The organism is Labedella populi (assembly GCF_004078655.1).
GTDB classification, from domain to species: Bacteria; Actinomycetota; Actinomycetes; order Actinomycetales; family Microbacteriaceae; genus Labedella; species Labedella populi.
Map to the genome: position 1 here is coordinate 622,376 of NZ_RZNC01000001.1, position 11,737 is coordinate 634,112.

Below are 11,737 nucleotides of genomic sequence, written 5' to 3' on the forward strand. Positions count from 1 at the left end.
GCCGAGCCCTCCGGGTCAGTGCGACCAGGGCAGGAAGAGCGCGGGGTTCGCCTCGAGCAGGGTACCGACGGCCGCGTCGCCGATGAGCGCTCGGAGCCTCGGCAGGTAGCGCTCGCCGAAGTACCCGAGGCCCGGCATGCCGCCGTACGCGAGGTACCGCGAGCGACGCGCCACGTCGTTCCCGAGCAGGATGCGATTCGTGCCGCCGCCCTGGACGACCCGCAGCGTGAGGTCGAGGAGTTCCGCATCGCTGCGGGTTCTCGAGCGGCCCATCCCGTCGTAGCCGAGGAAGGCGCCGCGTCCGGCGAGCGACAGGTGCAACCCGGCGTCGGGATCCCGGTCGGCGTGGGCGAGCACCACCCGATCGGCGGGCACGCCCCCGGCGGCGAGCAGGTCGAGGACCTCGTGGGCCGCTGAGCAGAACTCGAGATGGACCATCACGGGGGCGCCGGTGACGCGGTGCGCCTCGGCCGCTGCCTCGAGGGTGGAACGATCGACGGCGTCGATGGCCCAGTAGTCGATGCCCGTCTTCACGAGTCCCGCCCGGACAGGAGCGCCCGCGGGTGTCGTCGCCGTCGGCAGGCCCTCGGGGACACCGCCGTCGCGGAAGCGCTGGGCGTCCGCGTCGTCCGCGAGCATCCCGAGCGTCAGTTCCTGCACGAAGAGAGTGGCCTTGTCGTCGGCCGACAGTGACCGTTGCGGGTGGTCCGCTGGGTAGTGGGCCGAGCGGTGCATCCCGGTCGAGGCGACGACGGCCAGGCCGGTCGTGGCGGCGATGCGGGCGACGGCGGCGGTGTCCCGCCCGAGGCCCACGGGCGTCGCGTCGATCATCGCGTCGATGCCGCTCGCGTGGAGGGTGACAGCCTCCCGGAGCGACGCCCGCTCGTCATCGAGTTCATCGCCCGGGAGGAGCGGCGATGACTGGAACAGGTGCTCGTGGTAGTCCAGGCGGCCGAGTGTCGCGACCGGGACGTCGCCGAGCACGGTGCGGATCACGGGCCCCGAGCCCGCACCGTCGGTCCTCCCTGTCTCCGTCATCGCACGGCCGTCGCGGCGTCGGCGAGCTCCTCGACGAGATCGGGGGTCAACTCGACGTCGAAGACCTCGGCGATGACTTGCGACCACCCGTGGATGAAGTAGCGCCAGCCGTCCACGACGGTGAGGCGGCGCGCCTCTTCCTGTGCACGCGCCTGATGGAGGAACTCGAGAGAGCCGCGGTAGTTGAACTCCCACACGATGGAGTCGAGCGGGAAGACGGCTTCGTCGAGAAGCGGCGATCCGGGCCGGTCCTTCCCGAGCCCGCTCGCGTTGACCACGAGACTCCCGGGAGGAGCCGACGCGAGCAACTCGCTCGACGCCTCCGGCGATGCGACGTGCAGGTACTCGACCGCGCCGTCGGGTGTGCCGCGGCGCTCATGAACGGCCCGGAGGTGCTCGAGCCGCCCGATGCTCGTGTCGGTCACGATCGTGCGGGCGGGACGATCGTCGCGTTCCTGCAGGTCCCACGTGAGTGCGGTGCCCGCTCCTCCCGCGCCGAGGACGATCGCCGCCGCCCCCGTCGACGCGAAGTGCCCGCTCGGCAGGAACTCCGACAGTGCGAGCCCGGCGGTCAGTGGGTCCTTGGCGTGACCGAGCAGGCGACCGTCGCGCTTCGCGATGCTCGAGATCTCGCCGCAGGCGTTGGCGAACGGGTCGACGGAGTCGAAGAGTCCGTGAGCGGCGTCGTACAGGGCCATCTTGTGGGTCGTCACGAGCGCCCCGCGGTGCTGGGGGTCGTCGCGGATGCGCTCGACGAGTTCGACGTACGCGTCCGCCGGCGCCCCGACCGGCAGGTCGTGCCCGACGAGCCTGTCGGTGGGAAGGCCGAGGATCCGCGCCCACTCGGGGAACACCCGCATGATCGAGGAGCCGCTCGTGTCGACGCCGACGAACCCCATGTATCCACCCGCGACGTCGGCTCCCGTCGCCGGCGCGTCCGTCGTCCGCGGTGCGCTCATCTCGTCGCCTTCGTCCAGGCCGACGAGAACGCTCGCGCCCGTCGCTCGATCTCCGCCATGTCCCCGCTCGCGAGGGCCGAGGCCGGGACGAGATCACCCCCCGCGCCGAGGGCGACGGCGCCTGCTGACACCCATTCCGCGACGTTGTCGGGCCTGACACCACCCGTCGGCATGAGAGGCGCGTCCGGGAACGGGCCGCGTAACGCCGTCAGGTACGCCGGCCCGCCGAGCGACGCGGGGAAGATCTTCACGACGTCCGTCCGGAGTGCGAGGGCGTGCATGACCTCCGAGGGCGTGAGCGCCCCGGTCATGACGGCGAGTCCCGTGTCCTTCATCGAAGCGGCGAGTTCAGCGGTCGTGCCGGGACTCACGAGGAATCGTGCGCCCGCGTCGGCCGCGAGGCGCGCGTGCTCCTGAGTCACGACGGTACCCGCTCCGACGAGGGCGGCGTCGCCGAGCCGGTCCGAGAGTTCGCGGATCACGCGGGGCGCGTCAGGGGTCGAGAAGGTGATCTCGATCCCGGTCACCCCGCCGGTGACGAGTGCCACGCCGGCAGCGATCGCGGTGTCCGCGTCGGGAGCACGGACGACGGCGATGACGCCGATGCGTCGGATCCGGTCGAGGACGGCGGCGACGGCCGGCGTCGGCGTGTGGAGGGAGGGCAGGGTCACGAGTGATGAGCCTTTCGTGAGGGGGAGACGGGCGGCACGGAGACGGGATGTTCCGGGGGGAGTCCTGCGAGGACGGCGAGCACGTCGTCGACGGCGAGGGTCCCCATGTTGTCGATCGCTTCGACCGTCTGGGCGCCGAGGTGAGGGGTGACGGTGACGACCTCGGCGAGGTCGGGTGCGAGCAGCGGGGAGTCGTGGGCACCCGAGTCGCCTGCGACCGTATCGGCGGCGTACGCCGCGACGACCCGGTCCCGCAGCGACGCCGCGAGCGCCTTCTCGTCGACGAGGTCGGCACGCGCCGTGTTGACGATCGTGATGCCCTGACGGACGCGGTCGAGCCAGGCGGCCGTCACGATCGTCTGTCCGCCGGGGGAGTGCAGCGTCACGAGGTCCGCGGTCGAGGGCAGTTGATCGAGGTCGCGGGGCGAGGCGCCAAACGATTCGATGATCGCCGCGGGGACGTACGGGTCCGCGACGAGCAAGCGGGGTCCGAACCCCGAGAGCCGCCGTGCGACGCCCTGGCCGATCCGGCCGAATCCCACGATGCCGATCGCGAGGTCGGCGACCTCCCGCCCTCGAGTGGCGGACCAGTCGCCCGCGCGGACGCGGCGGTCGCCGGCGGCCGTGCCGCGGAGCGCCGCGAGCATGAGGCCGACGGTGTGATCGGCGACGGCATCGCTGTTGGCGCCTGGGGTGTTCGTCACGACGACGCCACGGGCGCTCGCCGCCTCGAGGTCGACCGCGTCGACTCCCACGCCGTAGCGTGCGATGACCCGCAGCCCGGGGCAGGCGTCGAGATGCGCGGCGCTCACCGGGCCGGTTCCGGCGATCCACGCGACCGCGTCGGCGAGGAGCGGGCGGAGCGTCTCGAGGTCGTGGTCGCTCGGGCCCCGTACCACGCGATGCCCCGACGCGAGCAGACGAGCGGTGACGTCGGCGCGACCGCTCGAGAAGGACCGGCTCGTGACCAGGACCGTGCTCATGACCGAACCGTCCGTGTCGGGTACCAGGGTTCGAGCCGGTCGTAGGCATCGCGGAACACGAGCGACCGGTCCCGGTAGGACGTATGCCGTCCGGCGTCCGGAGTGAACTCCGCCGTGACCTCGGAAAGGTCTCTCGCGGCTCCGAAGTCGTCGACGAGGCCGAGCCCGACGGCCGCGGTGACGGCGGCGCCGAGGCTGTTCCCCTCCTCGACGACCGTCCGACGGCGGACGGGAACACCCCAGACGTCGGCCATGATCTGCAACCAGACCGAGCTCGAGGCACCGCCGCCGATCGCGTCGATGCGGTCGACCGTCGCGCCCGACTCGCGGAACGCGTCGATGCACGTGAGGAGGTTGAAGGCGACTCCTTCGAGCACCGCGCGTGTCATGCTCGCGCGGGTGTGATGCCGATTGAGTCCGACGAAGGCGCCCGCGGCGTCGGGATTGAAGTGGGGGGAGCGCTCACCCATCAGGTAGGGCAGGAAGAACAGGCCCCCTTCCGACGCTGACGCGGTGTCGGCGTCGGCCACGAGCGCCGAGAGGCTCGCGCTCGACGGGTCGGGTGAGAGGATCTCGTTGATCCACTGCACAGCGGCGCCGCCCGCTTGCATCGTCGCGGTCGGGACGAAGAGACCGGGCACCACGTGGCGGAAGGTGAAGACGCGCATGAGGTCGTCGACGGCCGGTCGCTCGCTCGCGAACGAGATCCACGAGGAGGTGCCGAGGCACACGTACGCCTGGTCCTCCGGCCCCACGACGCCCGCTCCGACGGCCGCGATCGGTCCGTCGCCTCCACCGAGGACGACACGCGTGGATCGCGGCAGTCCGGTGGCGCTCGCCGCGTCGTCCGTCAGCTCGCCCACGATCGCCGTCGACTCGAGGATCTCCGGGAAGAGTGAGAGCGGGAGCCCGGCGGCCCCGATGACCTCCTCAGCCCAGACGCCGCGTTCGAGATCGTAGGCGTTGGTCGCCGAGGCGTCGGAGTGGTCGGTCAGGAGCCGACCCGTGAGCCTCTGGACGATGAAGTCCTTCGCGACGCAGACGTGCCGCACTCGAGACCAGACGTCGGGCTCGTTGTCCCGCACCCACATGATCTTGGGGAGCGAGTACGTGGGGTTGAGCCGGTGTCCGAGCAGCGGGTACGCGGCGGCCTGGCCGATGGCGGATTCGAGGGCCGCCGTCTGAGCCGTGCTCCGCGTGTCCGCCCAGATGATCGCCGGCCGCACCGGCTCCCACGCATCATCGAGGAGCACGGCCCCCATCATCTGCCCGCTCACGGTGAGTCCCGTCACCTGGGCGGGGTCGACGTTCGACCGGGCGATGAGAGCCCGGGTGGCCGCGACCACGGCGTTCCACCAGTCGGATGGGTCCTGCTCGGCGATCCCGCCGTCGGCGAATCGGGCACCGTAGGAGACGGTCACGGCGGTGACGAGGCGGCCATCGTCCTCATGGAGCGACGCCTTGTTCCCCGTCGTGCCGAGGTCGTGAGCGATGATCATCGGTGATCCTTCTTCTCGAGTGGGCGGTGGGTGCCGTCGGCCCTCATCGTCGTTGGTCGTCGCACCACCGCGGCGTTCAGGGATCAGCGCGTGAAGCCCACGAGGGTCGGACCGTCGTCACCCGCGTGGACCCGCTTGCCCATGCCGTGCTCGAGGACCCATCCGTAGTCGTGGCCCGCTCCGCCCGGGTAGACGGCGAGGAACGAGTAGGGCTCATCGCCGACGTTGATGCTGCGGTGCGCCCACCCCGGAGGGATGTAACCGATGGTGTCGGGCGTGATCTCGAGGAACCGCGTCTCCGTGCCGTCGAACAGGAGTAGACCGCCTCTCCCTCGGAGGCCGAGGTAGATCTCGCCCTGATGGTCCGGGTGCTGGTGCCCCTTCGTCATCCAGAATTCACCGGCTGTCGTACCGGGTTCGATCGTCGTGATCGATTGCGGCAGCTCGCGGTCGGTCTCGGGCACGAGTGATGACGCCACGGTGTAGACGACGGGGTCGCCGTCGTCGATCGCCGCCGCCCAGGCATCGCCGTCGGCGAACAGCCCCTCCAGGTCGGACATCCTCCGGACGAGGGTGGGGCCGGCGGGGTCCAGTGTCAGCGCGCTCCGATCGAACCGGATGGCGGTGGGCGGGACGGGGACGGGGGAATACTCGCTCACGTGTGCTGCTCCTGTTGTGCTCTGGCGGCGTCGCTGCCACCGGATGTCTGGAACAACAGTACATGTAGTAACAAGTTGGCGATAGAGGTGTCGTGTCAGTCGCGCGGACGCCGCCGGAGGAGCCCTCTCGTCCACGCCGTGAAGCGCCCCCAGTGCCGGTCCGTGAACTCGTCCGAGAGCGCTTGTGACTCCCTCCCGAGGTCGCCGCCGTTCCGGATCGACTCGAGGGCAGCGAGAGCCCGCGCCTCTTGCTCGGCGGCTCGTCGAGCCCGCTCGTCCTTGTCCACCCGGCGAGCCTACAAGCCGGCTCCCCTCAGGCCCCGGTCTTGACGGCCTGCAGCGTATAGCTGAGGGGAGCGACACCGTCGAGCGCCGCTCGATCGTCCCAGTTCGCGCGATTCGTCTCGCGATGGTGGCCGAGTGGTTCGGATGTGAGCGACCTCGCCTTTCCGCCCGACTACCGAGCCGACCAGCTCGGCCGTCCGTCGGCGCGAGGCGCGAACGTCACTGCAGCGCGACGCCGTGTGCCCGTTCGGATCACGAGCTCTCGACGGTGAGGACGATCATCAGGGCGGCGATTCCCGCCACGGCGATCGCGCCCATGAGCCAGGCGAGAGTGTGGGATCGTCTCCGGGTCGGAGGCATCGTGACGGCGGAGACGACCATGAGGAGGTAGAGCACCGCGACCGCGATGATCCCCGAGAGTGCGATCCCGAACTGCAGAGGCAGTTCGAACGTGAGCATCGTGATCGTGATCGCGGCGAGGATTCCTCCGAGCGTGAGCCAGAGAGCCCGTCCGGTGCCACGGAGTGCGGGTTGATTACGGACGCGCGTCGGGTCGGCCGACCGGTCGTTCTGTTCGCCCGTCATCGTCACATCCCTCCGCCCGGCGTATCGCGCACGGCTCGTTTCCGTGCAGGGTCGTCACCACCGACGCTAGGACCGCGGACATTCGAGGACAAGGGGCTTGGCTCGCGCCGGTGTTCGGTGTCAGAGTTCGCCCGTTCTCGAGTTGCCGCCTCCGTCCGAGCGCGTCAGCGCTGCGACGTCACAAGCCGGTGTGTCGCAGCTCCGCCGCGCTCACGTCGCTCGCCGACGCGCGGAGTTGGAATTCGAAACGGCTCCGGTCGCCCCGGTGGTAGGCCACGAACACCTCGATCGGGATCCCGTCCTCGTCCATGCTCACGCTCCGGAGCACGAGGAGCGGTTGCCCGACACCGACCCGCAACAGGCGCCCGTGCGTCTCATCGGCGATCGCGGCCTCGGCTGAGCGCACGCCCTCGACGGCGCGGATGCCGTGCTCCGCGAGGAGCCCGTAGAGCGACCGGTCGCTGAGATCCGCCGATTCGGCGTGCACGCCGATCGATTCCGGCAACCAGGTGGTGCTGAGCGACCACGGTTCACCGTCCACGAAGCGCAGACGCTCGATGACGAGGACGCGCGCACCGACGGGAACCCGCAATTGTTCCGCGATCTCCTCGTCAGCGGGCTCGAACTCCTGCCGACGCACCTCGCTGTGCACGTGACCTCCGCGCGCGGCGACCTCCTCGTACAATCCGGCGAGCGTGTGGACGAGGGTCTCCGGCGTCTTCTTGTGCGCGATGAAGGTGCCCTTGCCCTTCACACGCTCGATGACGCCCTGGTGCTCGAGCTGGGCGAGAGCCTGCCGCACGACGGTGCGCGAGACGCCGAACTCCTCGCACAAGCGGTGCTCTCCGGGCAGGAGATCGCCGGGACCGAGACCGCGCTGTTCGATCGCCTCGATGATCCGTGCGCCGAGTTGCCGATACATCGGGACGGGCGCCTCCCGGTCGATGGTGCCCGTGACGGCGGCGCCGCGGGACCGCCGCGTGCGACCGGCGGGTCGCGACGCTCGCTCCGTGTTCCCGTCGGGGGCGCCGTCGGGGCCGACCGTCGTGGCGGGTGTCGTCATGGCGTCGTCTCAGTACGCCACGCCGGCGGTCAGGATGACGTTGGCGTAGGGGGTGAACTCACCGGACCGGACGAAGGCGCGCGCTGCGCGCGTCAGCTCCTTGAACTCGACGTGGGGGACGAGGACGATCTCGATTCCGAGGGGGTCGAGCCGTCCCCTCAAAGCCTCGAGCATCTCCGGGCTGTGCTCGGCGATCTCGGTCGAAGCGGTGGCGCCCTCGACGACCATCTCGGCGAGCACCGTGTCGAGCACGTCGAGGAAGGCGGGAGCGCCGGCCCGGTACGCGAGGTCGACACGTTCGCTTCCTCGAGGGATCGGAAGGCCGGCGTCGGTCACGACGATGCCGTCGGTGTGACCCGTCTCCGAGATGACGCGGGAGAGTTGCGGGTTGATCGTCGTCGCGGTTCGTCTCATGACTGCGCTCCGTTCTCGGCACCGACGGGCTCCGGCGCGGTGGGATCCGGCGCGATGGGATCCGGCGGGGTGGGATCCGACGGGGCGGACGTCGCCGCCGAGCGCGCGAGCAGCGCGTCGACGTCGATGCGCGCGGGCAGGCTGGGGGAAGCGCCTCGTCGCGTCACGGCGATCGCCCCGGCCGCCGTCGCGACGCGCACGGCGTCCTCGAGCGTCGACCCGGCGGCGAGTGCTGCTCCGAGGTAGCCGGCGAAGGCGTCGCCCGCAGCGGTCGTGTCGACGGGGGTCACCGTGATGGCCGGGAGGTGGGTCACCGAGTCCGCGGACACGATCGTGGCACCGTCGGCCGCTCGCGTGACAATCGCGAACGTCACCCCGCGATCGACGAACCACCGGCCGGCGGCGGTCGCGCTCGCGTCGTCGCTCACCGTGATACCCGTGAGGATCGCGGCCTCGGTCTCGTTCGGCGTCACGATGTCGACGAGCGGCCAGATCGCGTCATCGAGCGGCTGCGCCGGCGCCGGATCGAGCACGGTCAGGAGGCCGTGCTCCTTCGCCGTCGCGACGGTGTGCCGGGTGAGTCGGTACGGGGTCTCGAGTTGCGTGAGAAGAACCGAGCACGTCCCGGCGGTCTCGGCGAACGCCTCGTCGATGTGCTGCTCGTCGAGCGACGCGTTCGCGAGCGGCACCATCACGATGTCGTTCTCGCCGGACGCGTCGACGCGGATGTGCGCGATGCCGGTCGGACCCTCGACCGATCGAACGAACGTCGTGTCGACGCCGGCGTCCCTGAGTCCGTCTGTGACCAGATCGCGGAAGAGGTCGCTCCCGACGCACGCCACCATGACCGCCGGTGCTCCCGCAAGGCCGGCGGCGACGGCCTGGTTCGCGCCTTTGCCGCCGAGGACCAGGGTGAAGTCCTCCCCGAGGATCGTCTCGCCGCGCGCCGGGAGGCGGCCCGAGAACGTCGTGAGGTCGGCCGTGACACTGCCGACGATCAGCACGCCCCGACGTTCGGGGGGCGACGGCGCGGCGGGGGAGTCGACGTGAGGGGACATCGATGGCCTTTCGGTCGGGCGTCAGGCGGTTCGCGAGAACGCCGGTCCGCCGACGCTGACTGTTGAACCTGTCATTACATTAGCCCGAGTCGCGGGTGCCCGTGCTGTTCTCCCCCGGGTGCGCGATGGCCCGGGCGGCCGCCTCGTCGGTCACGAGGACGTCGATCAGCCCGCTGTGCAGGACGCTCGAGATGGCGGTGGCCTTCGTCGCTCCGCCGGCGACGGCGACGACCGTCGGAACGGACCTCAACTGCTCGAGTGAGACGCCGATCGTCCGCTCGGAGAGGGATGACCGCACGGCACGACCGGCGGCGTCGAGCACGATCCCGCAGACGTCGGCTGTGGCGCGCCCGTGCCACAGCTCGCGGCGATCGTCCGGGCCCACGAGGTCGAGCAGCGAGGACGATGGCGGCTGCCACGACCCGATTCCCACGATCGCCGTCGTCACCGCGGGGAACCGGAGTGCGGTGAGGGCGACGCTCGGGTCCTCGCGCAGCAGCGCAGCCGTCCGGGCCGATGCGAGGACGAGCGGGCTATGCAGTGGGACGGCGGTGGCCCCGGTGCGGCGGGCAAGCTCCTCCACGAGATCCCGTCCGCTGCGGGCCGGTCGTCCGGGGGACCGCTCCCCGAGGGGCGCGGGAGTCACGCCACCGACGAGTTGGACGACTTCGGCGAGGTGCACGTCGTCGAGCGCGTCGACGACGTGCGCGACGCTCGCGCCCCACGAGAGACCGACGACGTCGTCGGGCCGGAGATGCGCCGACAGGAAACGGGCGGCGGCGAGGCCGACCGCGTGCAGTGGCGTCGCCGTCCGCCGATCCGCCCCCGGCATCTCCGCTTCACGGACGACGATGACGCGCCGGAGGCCGAAACGTCGTTCGAGCACGTCGGCGAGTTCCGTGTCGACGTCGTCGGGCACATCGATCCGGATGTGCACGATGCCGGCGGCGTGGGCGGCGTCGAGCAGGCGCGCGACCTTGAAGCGCGAGAGACCGAGCTCCGCGGCGATCTCGCTCTTCTGGCGACGATCGAGGTAGAACCTCCGGGCGACGACGGCGGCATCGAGCAGGTTCTCGGTCACGATTCCTCCTCGTCCACGACGCTCATACGAGCGCAATCTTCTCATGTGAGCGATGGCGATGCAGAGTGGAAGGATCGTCGAAAGGACCTCCCCGTGAAGTTGTATGCCGACAGCGCCCGATTGGACGCCGTTCTCCCGCTCGTCGAGGCGGGACTCGTGGCCGGGGTGACGACGAATCCGACCATCCTCGATCGCGACGGTCATTCGGAAGCCCACCGGCCGATGCTCTACGAGACGCTCGCCGCTGCGGGGGCCCGCGAGATCTTTCTTCAGGCCGTCGGGGCGGACGAGCGGTCGCTGCGTTCGGACGCAGAATCGCTCGTGCCCTTCGGGGATCGGCTCGTCGTGAAGGTGCCGGCGACGGCGGCTGGATTCTCGGTCGCGGCGGCGCTCGCCTCGGGCGGCGTCCCGGTGCTCGTGACGGCGGTCTACTCGGTGACGCAAGCGGCGAGTGCCGCCGCGATCGGTGCCGCTTACATCGCGCCCTACTACGGCCGCCTCGCGGACTCCGTGGCCGATCCGCTCGCTCTCGTCTCCCGGATGGACGCCGTCCTCGCCGGCAGCGGGACGCGGACGCTCGTCGCGAGCGTGCGGAGTGCGGAGGCCGCGGAAGCGCTCGCCCTCGCCGGAATCCGCCACATCACTGCGAACGTGCCGGTGCTGCTCGAGATGATGCATCACCCGGCCTCGGAGGCCTCGGCCGCCGAGTTCGAGCGGGTGGCCTCGGGACGGTAAGCGCGCGAGCGCCAGTGCTCAGGCCGTCGTGGTCTCGGTCCACTCGCGGAGCCATGCCTCGACGCCCGAGACGTGGACGAGGGTGAGCGCTCTCGCGAGCTCGGCGTCCCCGCGCTCGAGGGCCGTGACGATGCCGCGGTGCTCGGCGAGGGTGCGCTCGACGGCGTTCTCCTGGGTGAGTCCCCGCCAGATCCGGGCCCGGACCGTCGAGCTCGAAAGACTGTCGATGAGGCTCGCCAGGTAGCGGTTCCCCGCGGCGTCGGCGATCGTGCGGTGGAACTCGAGGTCGTGTTCGACGAGACCCTCGACGCTCGTCGAGCCGTCGACCGAATCGATCTGTGCGCCGAGTCGCGTGATGAGCGCGGGGTTCGCTCGAGCCGTCGCGAGTGCCGTCGCCTCGGGCTCGAGGATCCGCCGGACCGCGAAGAGTTCGAGCACCGAGTCGTCGTCGTGGAGGTCGACGACGAACGAGATGGCCTCGAGCAGCAGGCGGGGCTCGAGGCTCGTCACGTAGGTGCCGTCGCCGCGTCGGACGTCGAGGACCCGGATCACCTCGAGGGCCTTCACGGCCTCGCGCATCGAACTGCGGGAGAGGCCGAGGTGCTCGGACAGTTCCTTCTCCGGGGGCAGTCGATCACCGGGGCCGAGCTCGCCGCGCGTGATCATCCCCTTGATCTTGAGGATCGCCTCGTCGGTGACAGCCATGC

14 protein-coding genes are annotated in these 11,737 nt (G+C 70.7%); 1 reads left to right on the forward strand and 13 read right to left on the reverse strand.

Annotated features, from left to right (window positions below):
- Window positions 1-15 precede the first annotated feature (15 nt).
- The 12 genes from ELQ92_RS03125 to ELQ92_RS03180 all read right to left on the reverse strand — a co-directional run bounded on the left by ELQ92_RS03125 (window position 16) and on the right by ELQ92_RS03180 (window position 10,295).
- Window positions 16-1,038, reverse strand: coding sequence for a phosphotriesterase family protein (locus ELQ92_RS03125; RefSeq protein ID WP_128497507.1), 1,023 nt, complete (start codon window positions 1,036-1,038; stop codon window positions 16-18).
- A complete protein-coding gene (locus ELQ92_RS03130) occupies window positions 1,035-1,997 on the reverse strand; it encodes a shikimate dehydrogenase family protein (protein WP_128497508.1) in 963 nt (320 codons plus the stop codon). Before ELQ92_RS03130 ends, ELQ92_RS03125 begins: the two co-directional genes overlap by 4 nt.
- Window positions 1,994-2,668 (reverse strand): bifunctional 4-hydroxy-2-oxoglutarate aldolase/2-dehydro-3-deoxy-phosphogluconate aldolase, encoded by a 675-nt coding sequence (locus ELQ92_RS03135; RefSeq protein WP_243694842.1) that lies wholly within the window; start codon window positions 2,666-2,668, stop codon window positions 1,994-1,996. The genes ELQ92_RS03130 and ELQ92_RS03135 overlap by 4 nt, the downstream gene beginning before the upstream one ends.
- A complete protein-coding gene (locus ELQ92_RS03140; RefSeq protein ID WP_128497509.1) occupies window positions 2,665-3,651 on the reverse strand; it encodes an NAD(P)-dependent oxidoreductase in 987 nt (328 codons plus the stop codon). The genes ELQ92_RS03135 and ELQ92_RS03140 overlap by 4 nt, the downstream gene beginning before the upstream one ends.
- On the reverse strand, window positions 3,648-5,150 hold the full coding sequence (gene xylB, locus ELQ92_RS03145; RefSeq protein ID WP_128497510.1) for a xylulokinase: 1,503 nt from the start codon (window positions 5,148-5,150) through the stop codon (window positions 3,648-3,650). Before xylB ends, ELQ92_RS03140 begins: the two co-directional genes overlap by 4 nt.
- 83 nt (window positions 5,151-5,233) lie before the next feature.
- Window positions 5,234-5,809: a glucose-6-phosphate isomerase family protein gene (locus ELQ92_RS03150; RefSeq protein ID WP_243694843.1), complete on the reverse strand. Its 576-nt coding sequence runs from the start codon at window positions 5,807-5,809 to the stop codon at window positions 5,234-5,236.
- 95 nt (window positions 5,810-5,904) lie between these two features.
- Window positions 5,905-6,096, reverse strand: coding sequence for a hypothetical protein (locus ELQ92_RS03155; protein ID WP_128497511.1), 192 nt, complete (start codon window positions 6,094-6,096; stop codon window positions 5,905-5,907).
- Between the two features lie 250 nt (window positions 6,097-6,346).
- Window positions 6,347-6,679: a hypothetical protein gene (locus ELQ92_RS03160; RefSeq protein WP_128497512.1), complete on the reverse strand. Its 333-nt coding sequence runs from the start codon at window positions 6,677-6,679 to the stop codon at window positions 6,347-6,349.
- A gap of 178 nt (window positions 6,680-6,857) precedes the next feature.
- Window positions 6,858-7,742, reverse strand: a complete 885-nt coding sequence (locus ELQ92_RS03165; protein ID WP_128497513.1) for a GntR family transcriptional regulator — start codon at window positions 7,740-7,742, stop codon at window positions 6,858-6,860.
- Window positions 7,743-7,751: 9 nt separating this feature from the next.
- On the reverse strand, window positions 7,752-8,156 hold the full coding sequence (gene rbsD, locus ELQ92_RS03170) for a D-ribose pyranase (RefSeq protein WP_128497514.1): 405 nt from the start codon (window positions 8,154-8,156) through the stop codon (window positions 7,752-7,754).
- Window positions 8,153-9,214 (reverse strand): ribokinase, encoded by a 1,062-nt coding sequence (locus ELQ92_RS03175; RefSeq protein ID WP_128497515.1) that lies wholly within the window; start codon window positions 9,212-9,214, stop codon window positions 8,153-8,155. The genes rbsD and ELQ92_RS03175 overlap by 4 nt, the downstream gene beginning before the upstream one ends.
- Window positions 9,215-9,293: 79 nt before the next feature.
- The gene (locus ELQ92_RS03180) at window positions 9,294-10,295 is read right to left on the reverse strand and encodes a sugar-binding transcriptional regulator (protein WP_166426689.1); all 1,002 of its coding nucleotides are present in this window, start codon (window positions 10,293-10,295) and stop codon (window positions 9,294-9,296) included.
- A 93-nt stretch (window positions 10,296-10,388) separates the two neighbouring features.
- Here ELQ92_RS03180 and ELQ92_RS16205 point away from each other — a divergent pair, with 93 nt between their 5' ends.
- The gene (locus tag ELQ92_RS16205; protein ID WP_166426690.1) at window positions 10,389-11,030 is read left to right on the forward strand and encodes a transaldolase family protein; all 642 of its coding nucleotides are present in this window, start codon (window positions 10,389-10,391) and stop codon (window positions 11,028-11,030) included.
- A gap of 18 nt (window positions 11,031-11,048) precedes the next feature.
- Here ELQ92_RS16205 and ELQ92_RS03190 read toward each other — a convergent pair whose 3' ends face one another.
- Complete coding sequence (locus ELQ92_RS03190; RefSeq protein ID WP_128497517.1) at window positions 11,049-11,735, reverse strand: FadR/GntR family transcriptional regulator; 687 nt, start codon at window positions 11,733-11,735, stop codon at window positions 11,049-11,051.
- Window positions 11,736-11,737: the final 2 nt, after the last annotated feature.